This window comes from Nocardia sp. NPDC051832 (genome assembly GCF_040681285.1).
In the GTDB taxonomy this organism is placed as follows: domain Bacteria; phylum Actinomycetota; class Actinomycetes; order Mycobacteriales; family Mycobacteriaceae; genus Nocardia.
Genome location: NZ_JBFAYL010000004.1, coordinates 693732 through 711839 on the forward strand (window position 1 = coordinate 693732; position 18108 = coordinate 711839).

An 18108-nucleotide genomic window follows, 5' to 3' on the forward strand; every position below is an offset into this window, starting at 1 on the left:
GTTCAGCGCCAGAACCCTTGGCGGCGAGGCTTCTGCGTCAATTCGGGGTGGATGCGGCGGATATCGGCGATCGCTTCGTCGGCTACGGCGGTGTTACCGGAGATCAGTGCTGCGGCGAGTCGGCGCAGTGCTTCGATCAACTCCGGTGCGGCGCCTACTGATTCGAGTTCGTCGGCCAGTTCGTTGCCCGTGGTCGCGTCGGGCCGGGCAAGTGCGGCGCGGAGGCGTTCGGTGAACGCGGCGAGGACATCGGGGACACCGGCGGTTCGCCTCGAACGTGCCAGCGGCGCGCGCTTCGGTGCCGCGCCCGCGGGCCGCATCGGTGCGGAGCCCGATGCGGGCGGCATCGGTGCGGAGCCCGGTGCGGGCGGCAGGGAGCCCGGCTCGGGCGGCCTGAAGCCTGCGGCTACGGGCCGTGGCGCCGCGGGGTACGCCATCGGCAATGGCGCGGAGGCGTAGGCCGCGCCCGCCGGACCTCCAGGCGGCGGGCCCGCCATCTCCCATCCGTCGGCGGGTTCGACCGGTTGCACCACCGTGTGGTGTTCACCGGTGACCGTCCGGCTGGAATCGACCGCGACGAAGGCCGTAAACCTGCTCAGGACACCTGATTTCAAGGAGAAGTCGACGATTTCCGCAGCCTCGACCACACCGGTGCGAGCGGCGAAAGCGTCCTCCAGATCGCGGATTCGGGCCCGCGCCCACACCGCGCGCACCGCCTTGTCGGTACTGCGTGCGAGCGGCAGCGTGGTGGACCAGTCCGCCCCGGCCGCGGTGCGGGCTCGCACCACGACGGAATCGAATTCGCCGGCGGCGCGTCCACCCAGGACGACGGGCACGCCCTCGAACACATCGCTACGAACAGGCGCCGGCTCGGCCACGGGACGCCCGTCGACCTCCACGACGACGTCGGTGAGAACCGGCGGGGCGATGCGCCGATGAATGTCGGTGAGGACCTCGTCGAGACGATCCTCGGTCTCGACGAGCGCGCACCGGCCTACTCCGATCGCGGCGAGGCGCTGCAGGAAGCCCGCGTTCACGGCCCGGTCGATCCCGAGGGTGAAGATCCGGGTTCTGTTGAGCTGTGGCGTGATTCGCTGGAGCAGGCGATCCTCGTCGCCGACTTGGCCGTCGGTGACCAGGACCAGCACACGGTCACGGCCCTGGTCTTCGCGCAGGATATCCGCCGCTTCGGCGAGTGGTGCGGCCAGTTCGGTGCCGCCACGGGACTCGAGCCCGGAAAGCCAGCGCACGGCTGCGAAACGGTGCCGGTCCAGCGCGTCGACGAGCCCGCTGTCGATTCCGGAGGGTCGTTCGATGAGGTGGTCGAAGGCGAGGACCGCGAAACGATCCCGGTCGGTGAGGGAGTCGACGATACGGCAGGCGGCACGGCGGGCGGCGACCATCTTCCAGCCGCTCATGGAACCCGACCGGTCGAGCACCACGACTACGTCGCGGCTGCGGCTGGACCCGGTGAGATTCATCGGCGGAACCAGGGTGACTTGCACCGTCTCCTCGGCGCGGACCGCGGTGCTGGCGAACGCCGAGCCCGCCCCAAACGAAAGACGAAGCACGACATCGCGATTAAGGCGTTCGCCGGGATGCAGGCGCACCGTGGTGGTGCCGTTGTGAGTCTGCTCGGCGACGGCATGCAGACTCGACCGGACCTGCACCGGGCCGAGTCCGGCGGGATCGATGGTGGCGGTCAGCGAGAGTTCGACGGGCGAGGGCTGCCCGGGGAACAGGACCGGCGGGGTGATGCGGCTGGCGTCCGGTACCGCGTCGGTGTCGAGCGCGGTGCCCACGCCGGCCTGTGGTCCGTCGAGGGGCCGGCCGGGGATGTAGCGAGGCGGAACCACCAGGGGGAAGCGCAGTGTCGCCGCCCCCGCGTCGACGGGCAGTGGGCCGGTCAGCACCAGGGTGAGGGTCGCCTCCTCCCCCGGTTGCAGGTTGCCGACGGTGGTGGTGAAGACGCCGGGGCGATCTTCTTCGGCGAGAGCCGCGCGATGGCCTTCGGCCACGGCCTGGTCGTAGGTGTCGCGGGCGGCTTGCCGTTCCCGCAGGACACCTTCGACGCGCCTGCCCGCCAAGTCCGCGACGAAGGAGGTGACGGCGGCGCGGTCGGGCAGCGGGAAGATGTAGACGGCTTCGATGCCGGTGCCGAGCGTATTGCGGAAGACCTGGCGGACAGTCGTGGTGGCGACGAGGCCGGTGACCGTCGCGCTCACCTCCATCGCCACGAGCGGCAATCCGGTTCGGTCAGCATCGGTTCGGCGTAGTACGCCGGTGACGAGTTCGTCTGCTTCGCGTGGTCCGCCGATGCGGGCGAGTTCTTGGTCGGGAATGGTCGGGATGCTGGTCATGACGAGTTCCGTTCTGAGGTGCTGAGCCCGCGACGGGCGAGGGTCGCGAGAAGTTCTCGCCCCGCGTCCTGGAGGGCGGCGATATCCGCTTCGTCGAGCGGGCGGGCTGGTGTGAAGAGGACGGTGCAACCCGGCGCGAGCGGTACTCCGACCGACACCATCGCGGGCGAGGGCGCGGGCGGAGCGCCGTCCAGGGCCGGCTCGGCGGCCCAGAACCGCTTGCGCCGCTTGCCATCATCGAGCCGGGCGATCGCCTCGAGCTCGGTGTCGACCCGGCCGGTGAGGCGGCGCTGCGCTTCGGCAAGCGTGGCACCTTCGGCCTGCAATCGCTTGACCGCGATCACCTGCAGGAGATGGCGCCGCTCGTAGTAGGCGGTCCGCCCACGGACTTCGGCGGGCCGGTCCAGCAACCCCAGCGAACCGTAATAGCGCAGCATGCGCACATCTGGTACCTCCCCGACTTTGCCATTGGGCGCCTCGATTCCGAGGCGTTCCACCGCTGCGGCAGCTTCCGAGGCCAGTTCCGCGATCGTCCACTGCATAATGACACTGTCACATACAGATGTGACAGTGTCAATGAGTGCTGCTACCGCACCGCCCCGGACCGGCGCGGTAGCAGCAAGGCCGGAATCAACGCGAGCGCGATCACGACCGGAGCGATCAAGTAGGTGTGCTGGAACGCCTCGGCCAGCGCGGGAGCGATCGCGGCGCGCTGCTCCGGCGCCATGCCGTGCAGTTCCTGCAGTCCGCCGGCCACGGGGAGCAGTGCGCCCAGGGTGACCGAGGACACCGCGGTGCCGACCGCCAGGGCGGTGGTGCTGATCATGTTCAGCACCGTCGAGCCCGCCGGCTGATCGGCTCGGCTCAGCGACCGGGTCGCGGTGGTCATGACCGGCATCATGGTGCCGCCGCCACCGGCGCCCATGAGCAGCATGCTCGCGCCGAGCGCCCAGTACGGCGCGTCCGCGTCCAGCTGGACGATGAACAGCACGAAACCGGTGAGTGCCACCGTGATCGACACCGGTAGGTAGCGGCCGGGCGGAATCCGATCGATCAACCGGCCCGCCACCTGCATGGTCAAACCAGAGGCCAACGCGAACGGTATGCCCAATGCACCTGCCACCAGCGCCGATTCGCCACGCACCACCTGAAAGTACAAGGGCAGCAACAGCATCGAACCGAAGTATCCGCTGGCGAACAGGCCCAGGAGCAGCGCAGAAGTGCCGCTGATCCGGTTGCCGAGCACCCGCAGATTCAGCAGCGGCTGCGCGATGGTAAGCGACCGGCGCACGAACACGGCGATGAGCCCGGCTCCGGCCAGCAGCGGGACCAGCACGGCGGGCGAGGCGAATCCGGCCTGCTCGCCCGCCGCTGTCACTCCGTAGATCAGCAGGGCCAAGCCGGGCGACATCAGCAGGAGTCCGGGCAGGTCGAGCGCGTGCCGCGGTTCCGGCAGATCGTCGGGCACGATCCGGGCGGCCAGGAACAGCACCAGCGCACCCATCGGCAGATTGATGAAGAACATCCACCGCCACGACACCGCGTCGATCAGGTAGCCGCCGATCACGGGCCCGAGTAGTGGGCCGACCAGAATAGCCAGACCGAGCGTGCTCATCAGCCGTCCGAGCCGATCCGGGCCGGCGGCCCGCAGCAGGATCGTCATCGCGACCGGCATCAGCAGCCCGCCGCTGGCGCCCTGCACGACCCGGAAAGCGATGAGCGACTCGATGTTCCAGGCCAGCCCGGCCAGCATCGAGCCGACCGCGAAGGCGGCGACCGCGGTCAGATACAGCCGCTTGGCGCCGAACCGGCCGACCAGCCACGCCGAGGTCGGCACCACGGCGCCGAGCGCCAGCGAATAGCCGGTCGCCACCCACTGGATGGTGTTCAGGCCCGCGTCGAACTGAGCGGACAGGGTATTGATCGAAACATTGACGATGGTCTGATCCAGCGTCGCCATGATCGTGCCGAGTACCAGCACCAGCACGATCGTCATCGGGTCGCGGGCCGCGACCGGCGACACGGGGCCCGTTGCGGTAGTGGTCACGGCCCTCACGCCCCGTACGGGTTGGCCGCACGCGCGGTGCGCAATGCCTCACCCCACCAGGTCAATTGCTTCAGCAGAGCCTTGGTCGCCGTGACCGCGTCGGTCGGTTCGGCCAGCTCCCCCGCGTCGTCGAAGCGGCGCCACGGGTTCGCGAAGCTGACGGTGTCGCGGATGGTGACCGCGTGCAGTTCGGCGAACACCGGCCGCAGGTGCTCCACCGCGCGCAGACCCCCGGAGATGCCGCCGTAGGAGACGAAACCCACTGGCTTGGCCTGCCATTCGACGTGATGCTCGTCGATCAGGTTCTTCAGCGCACCAGGGTAGCTGTGGTTGTACTCGGGCGTGATCACCACGAAAGCATCAGCGCGAGAGAGTTTTTCGGAGGCCTCCCCCCGTGACACGTGATCGGTGACCGCACCGAAAGCGTGCGGCAGCGCAACCTCCCGAGTATCGACAACCTCGACCTCGAGAGTGTCGTGGCGCCGCAGCTGACCGACGAACCAGTCCGCGATGGTCGTGCCGAACCGGCCTTCCCGGGTGCTACCCACGACGACCGCGACCCGCAGCGGAGCCGCGACCCGACTGCCCTGCGGCCCTTCGGTATTGACGTGCCAGTTGCTCATGAGGCCCCTCTTCTGGACGATCGCACCCGTGTCGGTGCTGCCCACAGCCTCCAACCTCAACCAATCTTGGGGTCAATCCCCTGTGATCGAGGCGACATCATTTGCGTGCGGTCGATACCTCTCGGTTCGCGTGAGCTCCTCGCGCTACGCTGCTGTCGGGCGGGTGAAAGATCATGGGGAACAGCGTCACTCGCCACCAACCTGTCCCCATGCCGAGGTCGCGAGGTCACAGATGCTGAACAATGTGCACAAAGATGCCGTCCTACGCACGATCGAGCCCGCCAACGCGTTTTCGAACGCGATGGCGGAATTGCTGGGCACAGGCCCTCTCGACGACATCCTGGTGGATCACCTCGGGTCGAAAGTACTGCTGCCCAAGGTGGCACACGTGAACACCCAAGGCTCGACATCCTTGGTCGCAGCCTTCGACGGCGTGAACACCGACGCGGTTCGGCAGGCCATCGTCCAGGCCGGATTCCACGTGCGTGTCCGGGGGAAGATCATCAGAGTCGCCGCGCTACAGCAGAACCCGCAAGAACTGATCCCCGCGATCGACGAACAGGCCGAAACTGCGCGTGCCCTGGTCCGCGACGTGCACCGCGCCCTCACCGACCAGTGCCGCACTCACCTGGCCGACGGGACCTTCAGCGAGGACGAAGCACGGCGCACCCGCTCCGCAATCGAAGAGTTCACCGATCAAGCTCTCAGGAGCATCGAGAGCACAGCGACCTTGCACAAGGCCATGGCGACAGGGCAGTATCCCGTGCCACCGAATGACACCACAGCCTCAGACCTTTCCAGTTCGCCCGCACCTACGACGCCTATGCCGCCTTCGACGACGACCCGATAGAACTCGGCCGGGCGGTCCAGCATGCACAGCGATCATGGAATACGGTCGGCGACCTACCCAGCGATCTGAATCTGTTGCGTACCTGCCTGTTCCTGGAGATGAACGCACAGAGCCGTCGCGATGATGGACTACCGGTCCACGAAGAGCCTTTCGTACGCGCGCTGGTTACCCGAATCCGGGAAGTCTCAGGCGGCATTGTGCCGTGGCATATTCCGTAATCGGCTGCCCACCCGCATGTGTTCGTTCGTCCTGTCGGCACGGTGGACGGTTCGCGAGTCGAAAGTACGCTGCACCGATGGCTCAGTTATCGACACTCGCGGACGCGATTCAGCGTGGGCGCCACAATGTTCCGTTCACTCCAGCCCGAATCGGGCGGCATGAGGTATTGATCGAGAACCTCGGCTTCGGTGCGGAGAAGACGTTTGTCTACCGCATCCGCAACGGGCGGGTCACCGCGCTGCTTGCGGGACCGAGCTATCGCGAGGACCTCGCCTCGGCACTGTTGGATGCCGTGGATGACCTGGTGGACGCGGACGATCTGGGTTCCACGGTGCATCTGCGCCCACTCGACGTACCCGGCGTCGCATTGGATCGGGCCGCGCTGTTCGGTCCCGGCTATACCGGATTCTTCGACCGCAAACCCGAATTCGCCGACTGCGGCTTGCAGGTCGTGCCGGTGCACAGCTCCGAGGTCGATGACGGAGCCGACATCGATGCGTTCGTGCGCGGGCGCATCTTCGGCAAGAACCTCGGCATCGACGAAAAGGATTGGTCCCGTGCTCCGGTGCCCGCGGCGCGTGTGCTGCGACTGGACCATAACCCCGGCGGCCTCTATCGCCCCACCAGAAAAGCCCGAAATATGAGCAAACCTGTGGCGAAACCGGCACAAGAGCTGTTCGAGCGGGACCTGCCCGAGATGTTCCACGGACCCGAGGAGATCTCCGTCCACGGTGTGCACGGTCAGGAGCTTCGCCTGCGCCGCGGATTCGACCGTCTCCTAGGCACCCTGCGACTCCCCGGAGACGACCAGCCCATGGCGGTCGACGCACCGATCGAGTCGGGCTGGGAACTCTTCAGCACGCTGTTCCACACCGGAGAATTCGATCCCGCGACGCTCGCGGCCGCAGCGCGGCGGCCCGCCACTCCGATGCTCGACACACGCATCCGCAACCGCTATCGCGACGACACCGAACCTTGGCGCACGACGCTCGATTCCGCACTGCTCTGGATCGAGAAGATGGAGGCGCACGCCGGGCACTCACTGCATTTCACTGGTCGTTCAGGTGGCTGCGTCCAGCTCATCTGGCACAGCGACGGGGGCGAACCCGAGTTGTCCATGGACACAGCCCAACCCGGACGGCAACCCACGCCGGCACGGCGCACAACTCGCGCCGAGGCCGCCCAGATCGTGCGCGTCCTCGCCCACGAGGACCGGTTGACCGGCGACAAAGAGCCCGCCAGGTGAGTAGCCCCCAGATTGCTGGACCGCATCGCACACCGCCGACGCGCTGCGGTCTGTTCCAGTTTCGGCACCAGTAATTGCGACCGTCCGATCGGATCGCGCACGCTCGGATCTCCACGTCAGTTCGAGCGAAGGTCAGTGAAATCCGATGAGTGTCAACGGGTCCGGCGCGCCTGCCAGCGCGCCGAAGAGGTTCCTGCCGGTCAGTGTGTATCTGCTGGCGTTCGGCCTTTTCGCCATGGGTAGTGCGGAGTTTCTGCTGGCGGGCGTGCTGCCGGTGGTCGCCGCCGATATCGATGTCAGCATTGCCGCGGTGGGCGGGCTGATTACGAGCTTCGCGATCGGTGTCGTGGTGGGCGGTCCGCCGTTCGCGATTCTCAGTCTCCGCTGGCCGCGGCGCACCGCGCTGGTCGTGACGCAGGTGGCGTTCGCGGGCTGTATCGGGATCGGGTTGATCGTCGGAAGCTATCCGGCGCTGTTGATTTCGCGGTTCGCCGCCGGTCTCGCGTATGCCGGATTCTTCGCGGTCGCGGCATCGACCGCGGTCGGGCTGGTGCCGCCGGACCGCGCGGCGCGAGCGTCGGGTGTGGTGGTGAGCGGGCTGGGCCTGGCGATGATTCTGGGTGGGCCCGTGGGCACGCTGATCGGTTACCGGGCGGGCTGGCAGGGCGGATTCTGGTTGGTGATCGCGCTGACCCTCGGTGCGGCGATCGCGGTCGGACTGACTTTGCCGCCGACCTCCGCGGCGCCGAACATCGATGTCGGCACCGAGCTCGCCGCACTGCGAAACAGCCGGCTGTGGCTCGTCTACGCGATCACCCTGCTGAGCACCGCCGCCTATATGGTCACCTTCAATTACCTTGCCGAGCTTCTCATCACGGTCACCGGAATCGCGGAGATCTGGGTGGCGCCGGTGCTGGTTCTGTTCGGAGTGGGCGCGTATATCGGCTTGGCGATCGGCGGGCGGATCTCCGATCGTCTGCCGCACCGCGCCATGCTCCTCGGGGCCACCGGCATCGGCGCGGCCTCCGTACTCCTCGCCGCCGGAGCCGGCACCGCACTGGTCGTCGCGCCCCTCGTCCTGCTGCTCGGTGTCGCCGGATTCGTCCTGAACCCCGCGATCTACGGCCGAGTCTTCGCTCTCGCGGGCGCGGCCCCGACACTCGCGGGCGCCACTACAGTCTCGGCTTTCCAGCTCGGCATCAGTCTCGTCCCGCTGCTCGCCGGTCTCGCCTTGGGCGCGGGCGCGTCGATCACGGTCATCCCGTGGATCGGGGTCGGTCTGGCGCTGGCGTCCGTCCCTCTGATCGTGCTCGAAAACCGTTCCGACCGTGGTGATCCAGCAGCCTCCCAGCTGAATCCGTCGGCCGAGCTGTCGGCATCGTGACGCGGATCTAGGCGTAAGCGGAAGCCACTCCGCACCCAGCCGGAAGCGTCAGGGTGCGGAGCTCTCGCGGCCGCACCGGCGGCGCCCCTGCGCTGCGGTATCTTCCATCCGATCGCCGCACTTTGGTCGGCGCGCAGAGGAAGCACGCCACATGTTCAACAAATCCTTTGCGGCCGCCGCGCTCTCGGTGAGCGCCGCCGCCGTACTCGCGGCACCGACCGCCACCGCCGACCCGGTCAACTGGGGCGCCGCTTCCCTCAGCGTGTGGGGCAACGTCTACGCGTTCTCGGTCAACCACCCGACGGAAGCCGACGCCATCCGAGCCGCCGATCGAGCGTGCAAGGGTCAAGGCATCATCGACTGCCGGATGATGGTGACATTCGCGAACGGCTGCGGTGCAATCGTGACGAGTCCGCTCGCGATCATCGCCGGGTTCCCGATTGTGGGCTTCGGTAAAGGAGCTACCCCGGGAGATGCCTACGCAGACGCCACCCGCAACCTCCCCACCGGCACCGGAAGCGTCGGCTCGTTCAACCGCGAGCATGCCTGCACCCAGCCATGATCTAGTTCCAGCACGGTCCTCGGCATGTGCAGATGTGATGGTTGTTGGCAATCGATGGTGCGCTCGAACCCAATTGGCCGGGAGCGGCGCACGCCGAATCGTTCGACGGGACCAGAGCAGATGATCGTGGTCGGCGATCATGACTCCAAGGTGCTGGCCCGCAGAACATTGCGGAACTGCACCGCTGAAATTTCTATCGGCCGCCGTCCCGGACGATCAGCAGCTCGGTCCCGAGTTCTAGGACTCTGGTGACCCAGCTGGTCAGGCGGTCTTCGAGCAGCCAGGCGACCTCGTCGGCGTCATCGTCTCCGGAGGGGAGCAGGTCGTAATTCTCGTGAATTCGCTCGGAATCGAAATCGGCCAGCTCTCGGGAGATGGCATCGAGCTGAGCCCGCGAAGCTCGCATCGGAAACGGCCAAGGGTCCGCGTCGCCGAATGGTGGAAACGGCCAGGGGCGTCGCCATGTTTCGGCGAGAATCGGAAGATTCCAGGCGTCGAACGCGCGATCCAAGACATCCCAGCCGCGGCCCGGAAGGGTCGCGCCACCCAGCGACGTGCCCGCCTCCAAAGCTCGCCCGAGCGGATCGTGGTCTGAGCCGAGGGAGTCGTCTAGATCTCGCGCGTCGACCGCGTAAGCGGAGAGGTACTGTTCAGCCATCCGACCACGGTAGACGTGACCCTCTGGAAATGCTGGCTGCCCGGCGACAGCGGGCGCACCTTCGATCCCACTAATAGCGTTGGGACACAAGCCAACCAGCAACTGAGGTTCCCTGGATTTCCCGGACGGGTAGTGGAAGTGCAGAAGAACGTGAACCCGAAAACGGGTGAAGTATTTGCCCGAACCAACAGCGACAGTGTGCGGCCGGCCACACCGGAGGAGATTCCTTGATGAACCCCGTCGATTACCGTTTGGGCGACATCCTCGCTCGATCCCAGAGCCGAGACGGCATGACACGCGTGAACGCTATACCCGAACTCGGCGAGTTCATCGATGACTCCCGCGCATTCAACCGCCTGACAGAGATGCTGGACGACGACATCGTGACGATGGAAGTCGATGCGGCCGAGGTTCTCGCCCGCAGGGGCGGAGTCAACGGAATCCTCGCCGTCCTCGAAGTCCTGGGCCGTCGCCGCGACGATCCGGATGCCGACTACATGGCCTACAAGCTGAACGAGCTGGACGCCGGTGGCGAGCTTGCTGTCGTGGCACAGGTCGAGTCCTCGGGAATCACCTTGTCCGACAACGCGGCGCTGGCACTGCGCAATCTCAAAGCGCTTCGTAGCAGCTAGCACCATCCTTTGCATCCAGCGCGCGGTTCTCGGCTGAACATCGCATTGGGTCGGCCGCTGTTCGGCCGCCCTTCTCAACGCGATCAGCGGCTAGTACAGGGCGCTTGCAAGTCAGCCGGTGACCGGAAGCCCTGCGCGATAGCGGGTGTGGCCGCCGGTAAGTGAACAGTTCCCGGCGGTCTGAACTATGAAGGCCCGACCACCCGAACCACGGACGACCCCTGGCAATCGATGTGATCATCGGTTTCTCCAGCTTGTTTCTTGCCCGCTGCGTCGAATCCGGGGACTGGTACATGGGGCACCGGCCCGCGCCTGGCGAGCCCCTGCTGTGCTGGGCCAGCTACGGTCCCGACCTGGGTGCTGCGATCGATGGGCTCTGAGATCAGAATGCCGTCATGCGTTTTCGTGGCGAGTTGCCGTTCCGTGGGGTGATGGTGTGGCTGACAGCAGAGCAAGGCGGTCGCAGCTCGGGACCTCCCCCGACACCTGCCGAGCACGACTACGCAGCGACTGCCTTCGTTCCGCCACACGGCTTGCAGGAGGGCTTGGCGTCGTGGGTTTTGCGTGTGGATGATCGTTCGGCTTGGCGTTCACCGGCCAGCGCCGGATGGCTGGCATTCGGGAACACCGGTTTGTACAGGATCGAGGCTGGAGCCGTCGTCGTTGTCACCGAGGGCTCGCGGGTTGTCGGCTACTTCCATGTCGAGCATGTGGCGACAGAGCTTTAGTGGGTGCGGTTGAACATCGAGCGTCCTGAGTATCGTCGACGGTCAACCGCAGCCCGGGCAACAGCTCGCTGGTCAGCGTGCTCCCGGCGAGAGTCACCGGCTCGGCGGCGATCGCGTCGAGCAGGCTCTCGATTTCGGCTATGACCGCGTCCGGCGTTGCACCCCAGCCTGTTCGGGATGCTCAGCGGCCCAGCGCGCCCAATCCGCCAGTGCGGCCGCACCGGCGGGCGCAGTCGCGCGAGTCAGGTCCGGTCCTGCCGCGCGGGGATCCAGAGCACTGTCGAGCACGACCCGCCCGACGCGCTCGCCGAACATCTGCAGGTAGACGGCACCGACACGTCGGCCGGTCCGGTACGGCAATCGTGCCAGGCGATTCCCGGGGCATCGGGTGTGGTGGTGGCGCATGCCGCCGATCCCACCACTGCCAGTGCGACTACCGCCAGCACCGTTGTCTTTCTGCTTTCGATCACCGAATCGACGCTAGGCAACGGTGATCGATCTGGCGTCTACCCGGCGGGCGAGTTTCCCGTACCGGGATCGGCCGAGCGGAATAGGAGGTCTGGCACGTCCTCCTGATGCGCTCGAATAGCGCTGGCGGTCAGCTCAGCGGACGAGCGATGTCAAGATCTCGACCAACGGCTGCGGGTCCTGCGGACCCAGATGGGGCGCATCGAGAGTGTGGACATCGAAAGCGTTGCCCGGCGTCGCGGCATCGGCCTCCGCGATCATCCGGTCCTGGAGAGCGAGCGGCAGCATCCGATCGCGACTACAACGGATGTAACTGCGCGGGATCCGCCCCCACGTCGCCGGTTCGCCGCGGGCGTCGCCGACGGTCACCTCCCAGGTCTCGTCCGGTTCCATACCGTTCAGCGCTGTCCGGAAAGCGGCGTCGTCGTAGTCCTCGGCCAGCGCGAGTTTGGCGGCGGCGAGAAAGTCGGGATCGGCCGAGCGCCAGTTGGTGCGGGTGACCCCGGTCCGTTCCGGATCGCCGAGACTCGGGATCGCCGCCGCCAGTGTCCCGGTCGCCTCGGGCACGGTGAAGCACTCGAGCACGCTGCGCAGCCGGACACAGCAGAAGGCTGTGAAATAGACCAGTCGCGCAATCAGATCCGGAATCTCGCTGCCCACACGGGTGATTGTCGCCCCGCCCATGCTGTGACCGACCAGCACAACGGGTCCATGCTCCGCGACCCGGCGCACGACACGCACCACATGCTCGACATTGTCGTCGAGTCCGATCCGCGCCAGGGGCGCCGGCGCGCTCGCCAGCGCCGAGAGATCCTGCGGCGCCTGATAGGACAGCGGAAAGTGCGCACCCGGCCCATGTCCGGGCAGGTCGACGGCCAGTGCGCGGTAGCCCGCCGCGGCCAACGCGGCCACCAGCGGAGCGTACGAGGCCCCATTCCCGTTGGCGCCGTGCACGATCACGAACGTCGGCGAGGTGGCCGGGCCGGAGGCACACCCGCTCGCCAGGACACCGGCGCCCGCCACGCCCGCGCCGAGCAGTGACCTGCGGGAAAGCTCAGGCACGTTCGACCGCCCGGGTTCGGAGCCCGGCCACGATCAACAGCGCGAAGCCGAACGCCCCGAGTACCCAATCCGTCCATGCGGGCAGGCCGGCGGTGCGCGACAGCGCGGCCACACCGAAGCTGTGCTGCCACAGGGCATCGGTCAGCGCCGAGCCGAACCCCTGCACGAACAGGATCAGCCCCGCGATCCACCATCCGGACTGTGTTCGCGCGGCCGTGATCCATTCCGACATGTTCGTTCTCCGATCTTTTCCGATGCACTTGCATCGGAACGGTAACACGGAACCGATGCACTTGCATCGGTATGCTGACGCGGTGCCGAAACAGGTGGATCACGAGGGCCGACGACGTCAGATCGCGGACGCGGTCTGTGAACTCATCGGACGGGCCGGGATCGAGGCGGCCACGCTGCGCCACGTCGCCGAGGAAGCGGGTGTCTCGATGGGCGCCGTCCAGCGATGCTTCCGCACCCGCCAGCAGATGCTGATCTTTGCCCAGGACCACGTGAACAGCCGCGTGACCGAGCGCGCCCAGAAGCTCATCGCGGCAGCCGCGGACCCGGAGTCGGTCATCACCATGCTGGAGCAGACGCTGCAGGCCATGCTCCTCGTCGACGACCCGAACCTCGTCGAGGCGCGCGTCTGGATCGCGTTTACCGCGCAGGCGGCGGTGGACCCAGCGGTAGCGGCCGCGCAGTGCGAGCAGCAACGCGGACTGACCGAGCTACTCGAACTTCTGATGCGGGTGGGTCAGGAAGGCGGGAGCCTCCGCCCGGGCGTGACACCCGCCCACGTCGCCGAAGAGCTGATCGCCCTCACCGATGGTTTGACTTTGCAGGTCCTTATCGGACGCCGGAACGCCGACACGGCACGCGCCGTCCTGCGCCGGGTTACAGCCGGACTCTGGACGAACCCTCCGAGCGACCACCGCGCGTGATAAAGGTCAGGCCTACGGCGACGGTTCACATATGGGCACGCTCGTTCTCGGCGGTAGGTTAGTTGGTCCAAGCTCGACTATTTCAGGGCGGCACTGATGTTGAGATGACCTCTGCCCATGGATCTTCCGCGGTCCGCACTGGCAGTGCCGGACCGCGCGGGTCGCGGCATCGTCGCTCACTTGCCGTAACTGATGCCAGCCAGTAAGAGCGCCGCTAGAACGCCTTTCGCCGATGAGCAGATGTTCTAGAATCGATGCAGAGCACTATCCGGTCGGGCCACCGAGATCTAGACCGCGTACCCGCCGACCATGTCGCTGGCCTGGCGAGAAGCTGCCTCGTTGAACCCGATGATGTACCCGTCGGGGTCGGCGATGTAGAACTCACGCGTTCCGGTGTGATCGGCCGACGGGCCACGCACGATGTCGGTGACCGAAGCGCAGGTGTCGAGTACGGATTGGAAGTCGTCGACTTCGAGGTAGAACATGCCGCTGAAACCGATCGGCTGACCAGCGAGGGAGGGCAGCCAGCTCTCCAGTTGCGCTTGGCGGTAGAGCATTCCGCAGAACTGCCCCCCGAAGAGCAGCATGTGGATGTCGGTGTCGGGGGTGGCGGTCTGGCTGTCGACGGTGAAGCCGAGTTTTTCGTAGAACGCTTTGCTCACCGCGGTGTCCTTGACACCGAGGCAGGGGGCGAACGGCATGATCTTCTCCTTCCGGGGCGAGCTCCTCATTACCGTCGGTCGAGGTGTTTGACCAGGATGTTGTAGTCCCCGGCCATCGTATGGAGCTGCCAGCCTTCGTTGCGGTAAAGCTGTTGGGCGGGTTGGTTTTCGCGGTGCACACCCAGTGCCAGGGCGGGCACACCAGCCTGGGCGGCGGTGTCCTGGAGTCGTTGCAGTAGCGCGGTGCCCAAACCCTGGCCACGAGCAGACGCGGTGGTGGCGATGGTCAGTTCGGGAGTGTGCTCGTCGATGAACGCCGGCGAGGCGATTGTCCGGTCGAAGTGCCGCAGCCACGCCGCTCCGGCGGGGGTGCCGTGGTCGTCGTGAGCGATGACGCCGAGGTCGCTGGGTTGGCCCCAGTCGGCGACGTAGCGATAGGAGTCGGTCGTGGCGGGCAGCGCCTCGAGGGTCAGTTCGTGACCGGAGGCGTGCGCTGCCTCGATCAGCATTTCGGCCAGGAATTGCTGATCGGCCGCGACGGTCGTACGGAAGTTGAATCGGGATGTCGTCATGATGGTTTCTTGGTCGGGCGGCGGTCCATGCGGCTCGAAAAGGTGTCGAGCCGGACCGATCCGCCGCGGCGGTTGTCTGGGCGAGTGGTGTGCTCGAGCCGGTCTTTCAGGCGGCAGCTGTGGTGTCCGTATCCGGGATCGTTGAGGGGCGCGGGAACGAAGTCGGTGTGTGCGAGCCGCCGCCCGAGCCGGGTTTCGAGGCAGCCGATACACAAGATGCTCTCGGGCCGGGCACCGGCTCGCTCCCACAGGTCGTCGTGCACGACGTACCACTCGTCGGGTCCGTCGAGCGGCGCAGTCGCCGATCCGCAGTCGTGGCAGGGGAATTCGTCGCGTTCCGAGTGTCGGCAATCTGCGATGATCGGCCACCAGTCGGTGCTGCGGAGCCGAAGCAGACCGCGAGCCAGCCACTGCTGCCAAAGGCGAGCCGACCATCCCGCAGCGCCGTTCACGTTGCCGTGCGTCGTTGCACGCTGCCCTTCTTCAGACATGAGGTGCACACCTTCATTCGTATCGGGGTGCCGTTCTTGATGGTGCGGACCGGTTGGATGTTGGGGTTGAAGCGGCGACTGGTGCGGCCTTTGACGTAACGCTGCTGGGCGCGGCGCCCGGCACGCGCGACGCGTTTACCGAAGCTGGGCTGCTTGCCGCACACATCGCAATGGGCAGACATGGTCTCTCCTGTTCCTCGTAGCGCTCGCTACCGATGCGAGCGGTGGTTCACCACGGACTAGTCTTCGTCTCTCCCGGCCGAGCACGCGAGACGATTAGAAGAGCGGCGTGTGGCACAATCTGGCTCACTACCTGCGCGGACAAGCTGCTCCCCCGCCCCTCGGGCCCAGTGAACTCGTGCGTTTGGCACGGCTGGCAGTGCACAATGCACGAGCCTTCAGATCCACCCGTGTGCGGTCGCGACGCGGATCGCCTCGATACGGTTCCGGACGCCGATCTTGCGGTTGATCGCGGCCAGGTTGTTGCGGACCGTGCCTGCTGAAAGGTGCAGTGCCGCAGCGATTTCACCGGGCGTGCGCCCTTGTGAAGCCAATCGCAGCATCTCGATGTCGCGGATTGCGAGCGGGTTGCCCGGCGAGTCCAGAACTTCGACGAAGGCCTGCGGTTCAATTGCGCGTTGACCGTGCGCGACCCGGATCACGGTGTCGGTCAACGCCTCCAGTGACGCGCCCCGGCTCAACAATCCCTCCACCTCGGCGGCCAGGGCGCAGCGCAGCAGATCGGGCCGATTCGGTGGAGTCAGTAGGACGACACGACAGCTTTGTAGGGTCGCTTTGAGCCGCTGCGCGGCCGAGATTCCGTCCAGCCCTGGAAGGTCGGCGTCCAGCACGGCGAGGTTCGGAGTAGTGCGCACGGCGCAGGGCACGACCTCGCTGCCGTGTCCTACCTGAGCGACCACCTGCACGCCGGGTATGGCCGAGACCACGGTGGCCATCGCTTCGCGCGGCAGCCGCAGTGCGCCGCCGATCAGCACTCGGATCATGATTTTGTCCATTCCGGAGATCGCCGAAGATGTTGTTCGCGTGGGTTTTCGACGGTGCCGGCGGCTGGGGCGTCGTTCCCCTCGCTCTGCGGGAGGGGAACGATCTGACCCTTCAGCTGCGGGGCTGGTGGCGTGGCAGCAGGAACATCAGCGCCCACATCGCCACGACCGCGCAGATGACGTACCAGAGCGCGCCCGCGAAGGCCGTGGTGACCTCGGTCCCGTGACTGCCCGCGGGTGCCCCCACGAAGTAGGCCACCGACGCCAACGCGACACCGAGTGCGGTACCGACCTGCAACGCGGTGTTGAACACACCGGATGCCGACCCGATGTCTGCAGGATCGACCTGGCCGAGTGCCAGGGCGGCCAGACCCGCGCCGATCATGCCGAACCCGCACCCCAGGGCGAGCATCGGCGCGACCGCCGCCACGAGGCCGACTCCAGTGCCGCGGCTACCGACCAGGAGCTCGTAGCCGAGCAGGGTCAGTGCGAGAAGTGAAGCGCCGGCCTGCGGAACTCGACGTGCGTGGGTCACCACGAGTTTGGAGGCCAGCATCGCACCGCCCATACCGCCGATGGCCACCGCCGCCGCGCCCGGTGCGAACTGCACCGGGGACAGTCCGAGTCCGTCCTGCATGAACAGCGTCCACGTCAGCAGGAAGATCCCGGACACCAGTCCGAAGACCAGCTGGGCCGACACTCCGCCGAGGAACGCCCTGCCGCGGAACAGCGTCAGCGACACCAGCGGCGAATCGTCCTTCGCGGTCTTGGCGCGCTGTTGGACCACGAAACCGCCCAGCATCGCCAGCCCGGCGATCATCATCGCCACACTCCACCCAGGCCACTGCTGCTGGCCGCCCACGGTGAGCGGATAGACGATCAGCAGCAGACCCGAGCTGCACAGCAAGATCCCGAGAGGATCCAGGCGCCGTGCGTGGGTGTCGCGGGACTCCGGGATGAACCGCATACCGAGGGCGACCACGGCCAGTCCGATGGGCAGGTTGATCAAGAAGATCGTGCGCCAGCCCAGACCGAACAGATCAGCGCCGGTGAGCACGCCACCCAGGACCGGGCCCAGCACACCGCCCAGCGACATGATCAGTCCGTACAGGCCGAACGCTTTCGCGCGCGCGGCCCCGTCGAAGCTGACATAGAGCGTGGCCAGCACCTGGGGCACCATGACCGCCGCGCCCGCGCCCTGGAGCATGCGAGCCGCGATCAGCATCCCCGGTCCGGACGCCAGGCCGCACAGCAGGGAGGCCGAGGTGAAGGCGGCGGCGCCGGCCAGGAAGACGCGTTTGCGGCCGTAGAGGTCGCCGAGGCGCCCTCCGGTGATCAGCCCGAGGGCGAACACCAGTGTGTAGGCGGCCGGAATCCACTGCACCGCAGCACTTGTCGCGCCGGTGTCGTTCTGGATGGTCGGCAGCGCGGTGTAGACGATCGAGCCGTCGAGAGCGTTCATCAGCTCGGCGACCAGGACCACGATCAGCGTGATGGTGAGGGCTCGGCCCGTGATTGCGGTGCCACCGCGAGCACGGGCGGAGTCGAGGGTTTCCGAAGACACGAAAATCTCCTGTTCTGAACAGTCGGTGAGAAGTACGGGCA

General features: G+C 66.8%; 19 protein-coding genes. 7 read left to right on the forward strand and 12 right to left on the reverse strand.

Annotated features, from left to right (window positions below; genetic code table 11):
* Positions 1-2: 2 nt before the first annotated feature.
* From AB0M14_RS28655 to AB0M14_RS28670, 4 genes are read right to left on the reverse strand one after another with little or no spacing between them, the layout of a single operon-like run.
* Positions 3-2360, reverse strand: coding sequence for a VIT domain-containing protein (locus AB0M14_RS28655; protein WP_365000154.1), 2358 nt, complete (start codon positions 2358-2360; stop codon positions 3-5).
* Positions 2357-2902, reverse strand: coding sequence for a MerR family transcriptional regulator (locus AB0M14_RS28660; RefSeq protein ID WP_365000156.1), 546 nt, complete (start codon positions 2900-2902; stop codon positions 2357-2359). Before AB0M14_RS28660 ends, AB0M14_RS28655 begins: the two co-directional genes overlap by 4 nt.
* Positions 2903-2946: 44 nt before the next feature.
* A complete protein-coding gene (locus tag AB0M14_RS28665) occupies positions 2947-4407 on the reverse strand; it encodes a DHA2 family efflux MFS transporter permease subunit (RefSeq protein WP_365000158.1) in 1461 nt (486 codons plus the stop codon).
* A 5-nt stretch (positions 4408-4412) separates the two neighbouring features.
* Positions 4413-5030, reverse strand: a complete 618-nt coding sequence (locus AB0M14_RS28670; RefSeq protein WP_365000160.1) for an NAD(P)H-dependent oxidoreductase — start codon at positions 5028-5030, stop codon at positions 4413-4415.
* Between the two features lie 232 nt (positions 5031-5262).
* Between AB0M14_RS28670 and AB0M14_RS28675 the strand changes: the two genes are divergently transcribed.
* The 4 genes from AB0M14_RS28675 to AB0M14_RS28690 all read left to right on the forward strand — a co-directional run bounded on the left by AB0M14_RS28675 (position 5263) and on the right by AB0M14_RS28690 (position 9291).
* A complete protein-coding gene (locus AB0M14_RS28675) occupies positions 5263-5880 on the forward strand; it encodes a ribosome recycling factor (RefSeq protein WP_365000162.1) in 618 nt (205 codons plus the stop codon).
* Positions 5881-6175: 295 nt separating this feature from the next.
* The gene (locus AB0M14_RS28680) at positions 6176-7345 is read left to right on the forward strand and encodes a hypothetical protein (RefSeq protein ID WP_365000163.1); all 1170 of its coding nucleotides are present in this window, start codon (positions 6176-6178) and stop codon (positions 7343-7345) included.
* A 145-nt stretch (positions 7346-7490) separates the two neighbouring features.
* Entirely contained in the window at positions 7491-8729 is a 1239-nt protein-coding gene (locus tag AB0M14_RS28685; RefSeq protein ID WP_365000165.1) for an MFS transporter, read from the forward strand.
* Positions 8730-8880: 151 nt separating this feature from the next.
* Entirely contained in the window at positions 8881-9291 is a 411-nt protein-coding gene (locus tag AB0M14_RS28690; RefSeq protein WP_365000166.1) for a DUF4189 domain-containing protein, read from the forward strand.
* Positions 9292-9484: 193 nt separating this feature from the next.
* On the opposite strand, the gene AB0M14_RS28695 is transcribed toward AB0M14_RS28690, so the two are convergent.
* On the reverse strand, positions 9485-9949 hold the full coding sequence (locus tag AB0M14_RS28695; protein ID WP_365000168.1) for a hypothetical protein: 465 nt from the start codon (positions 9947-9949) through the stop codon (positions 9485-9487).
* A gap of 230 nt (positions 9950-10179) precedes the next feature.
* Between AB0M14_RS28695 and AB0M14_RS28700 the strand changes: the two genes are divergently transcribed.
* Complete coding sequence (locus tag AB0M14_RS28700; RefSeq protein ID WP_365000169.1) at positions 10180-10581, forward strand: hypothetical protein; 402 nt, start codon at positions 10180-10182, stop codon at positions 10579-10581.
* Positions 10582-10976: 395 nt separating this feature from the next.
* Positions 10977-11309 carry a hypothetical protein gene (locus tag AB0M14_RS28705; RefSeq protein WP_365000171.1) on the forward strand — a complete coding sequence of 111 codons (333 nt, stop codon included), beginning with the start codon at positions 10977-10979 and terminating at the stop codon, positions 11307-11309.
* Positions 11310-11912: 603 nt separating this feature from the next.
* Here AB0M14_RS28705 and AB0M14_RS28710 read toward each other — a convergent pair.
* Both AB0M14_RS28710 and AB0M14_RS28715 read right to left on the reverse strand, forming a co-directional pair.
* Positions 11913-12839, reverse strand: coding sequence for an alpha/beta hydrolase (locus tag AB0M14_RS28710; RefSeq protein WP_365000172.1), 927 nt, complete (start codon positions 12837-12839; stop codon positions 11913-11915).
* Entirely contained in the window at positions 12832-13071 is a 240-nt protein-coding gene (locus tag AB0M14_RS28715) for a hypothetical protein (protein ID WP_365000174.1), read from the reverse strand. Before AB0M14_RS28715 ends, AB0M14_RS28710 begins: the two co-directional genes overlap by 8 nt.
* A gap of 82 nt (positions 13072-13153) precedes the next feature.
* Between AB0M14_RS28715 and AB0M14_RS28720 the strand changes: the two genes are divergently transcribed.
* Positions 13154-13774 carry a TetR/AcrR family transcriptional regulator gene (locus AB0M14_RS28720; protein ID WP_365000176.1) on the forward strand — a complete coding sequence of 207 codons (621 nt, stop codon included), beginning with the start codon at positions 13154-13156 and terminating at the stop codon, positions 13772-13774.
* A 287-nt stretch (positions 13775-14061) separates the two neighbouring features.
* Here AB0M14_RS28720 and AB0M14_RS28725 read toward each other — a convergent pair whose 3' ends face one another.
* The 5 genes from AB0M14_RS28725 to AB0M14_RS28745 all read right to left on the reverse strand — a co-directional run bounded on the left by AB0M14_RS28725 (position 14062) and on the right by AB0M14_RS28745 (position 18067).
* Positions 14062-14475, reverse strand: a complete 414-nt coding sequence (locus AB0M14_RS28725) for a VOC family protein (protein ID WP_365000178.1) — start codon at positions 14473-14475, stop codon at positions 14062-14064.
* A 29-nt stretch (positions 14476-14504) separates the two neighbouring features.
* The gene (locus AB0M14_RS28730; protein WP_365000179.1) at positions 14505-15008 is read right to left on the reverse strand and encodes a GNAT family N-acetyltransferase; all 504 of its coding nucleotides are present in this window, start codon (positions 15006-15008) and stop codon (positions 14505-14507) included.
* Positions 15009-15456: 448 nt separating this feature from the next.
* On the reverse strand, positions 15457-15681 hold the full coding sequence (rpmB, locus tag AB0M14_RS28735; RefSeq protein ID WP_365000180.1) for a 50S ribosomal protein L28: 225 nt from the start codon (positions 15679-15681) through the stop codon (positions 15457-15459).
* Positions 15682-15897: 216 nt separating this feature from the next.
* The gene (locus AB0M14_RS28740; RefSeq protein WP_365000183.1) at positions 15898-16503 is read right to left on the reverse strand and encodes a response regulator transcription factor; all 606 of its coding nucleotides are present in this window, start codon (positions 16501-16503) and stop codon (positions 15898-15900) included.
* Positions 16504-16615: 112 nt separating this feature from the next.
* Entirely contained in the window at positions 16616-18067 is a 1452-nt protein-coding gene (locus AB0M14_RS28745) for an MFS transporter (RefSeq protein ID WP_365000184.1), read from the reverse strand.
* Between the last annotated feature and the right edge of the window lie 41 nt (positions 18068-18108).

What these genes read in the sequence shown, in the direction of transcription:
- AB0M14_RS28655 (WP_365000154.1), bottom strand. Translation starts at nt 2,360, where the DNA reads ATGACCAGCATCCCGACCATTCCCGACCAAGAACTCGCCCGCATCGGC.
- AB0M14_RS28660 (WP_365000156.1), bottom strand. Translation starts at nt 2,902, where the DNA reads ATGCAGTGGACGATCGCGGAACTGGCCTCGGAAGCTGCCGCAGCGGTG.
- AB0M14_RS28670 (WP_365000160.1), bottom strand. Translation starts at nt 5,030, where the DNA reads ATGAGCAACTGGCACGTCAATACCGAAGGGCCGCAGGGCAGTCGGGTC.
- AB0M14_RS28675 (WP_365000162.1), top strand. Translation starts at nt 5,263, where the DNA reads ATGCTGAACAATGTGCACAAAGATGCCGTCCTACGCACGATCGAGCCC.
- AB0M14_RS28680 (WP_365000163.1), top strand. Translation starts at nt 6,176, where the DNA reads ATGGCTCAGTTATCGACACTCGCGGACGCGATTCAGCGTGGGCGCCAC.
- AB0M14_RS28685 (WP_365000165.1), top strand. Translation starts at nt 7,491, where the DNA reads ATGAGTGTCAACGGGTCCGGCGCGCCTGCCAGCGCGCCGAAGAGGTTC.
- AB0M14_RS28690 (WP_365000166.1), top strand. Translation starts at nt 8,881, where the DNA reads ATGTTCAACAAATCCTTTGCGGCCGCCGCGCTCTCGGTGAGCGCCGCC.
- AB0M14_RS28695 (WP_365000168.1), bottom strand. Translation starts at nt 9,949, where the DNA reads ATGGCTGAACAGTACCTCTCCGCTTACGCGGTCGACGCGCGAGATCTA.
- AB0M14_RS28700 (WP_365000169.1), top strand. Translation starts at nt 10,180, where the DNA reads ATGAACCCCGTCGATTACCGTTTGGGCGACATCCTCGCTCGATCCCAG.
- AB0M14_RS28705 (WP_365000171.1), top strand. Translation starts at nt 10,977, where the DNA reads ATGCGTTTTCGTGGCGAGTTGCCGTTCCGTGGGGTGATGGTGTGGCTG.
- AB0M14_RS28715 (WP_365000174.1), bottom strand. Translation starts at nt 13,071, where the DNA reads ATGTCGGAATGGATCACGGCCGCGCGAACACAGTCCGGATGGTGGATC.
- AB0M14_RS28725 (WP_365000178.1), bottom strand. Translation starts at nt 14,475, where the DNA reads ATGCCGTTCGCCCCCTGCCTCGGTGTCAAGGACACCGCGGTGAGCAAA.
- AB0M14_RS28730 (WP_365000179.1), bottom strand. Translation starts at nt 15,008, where the DNA reads ATGACGACATCCCGATTCAACTTCCGTACGACCGTCGCGGCCGATCAG.
- rpmB (WP_365000180.1), bottom strand. Translation starts at nt 15,681, where the DNA reads ATGTCTGCCCATTGCGATGTGTGCGGCAAGCAGCCCAGCTTCGGTAAA.
- AB0M14_RS28740 (WP_365000183.1), bottom strand. Translation starts at nt 16,503, where the DNA reads ATGATCCGAGTGCTGATCGGCGGCGCACTGCGGCTGCCGCGCGAAGCG.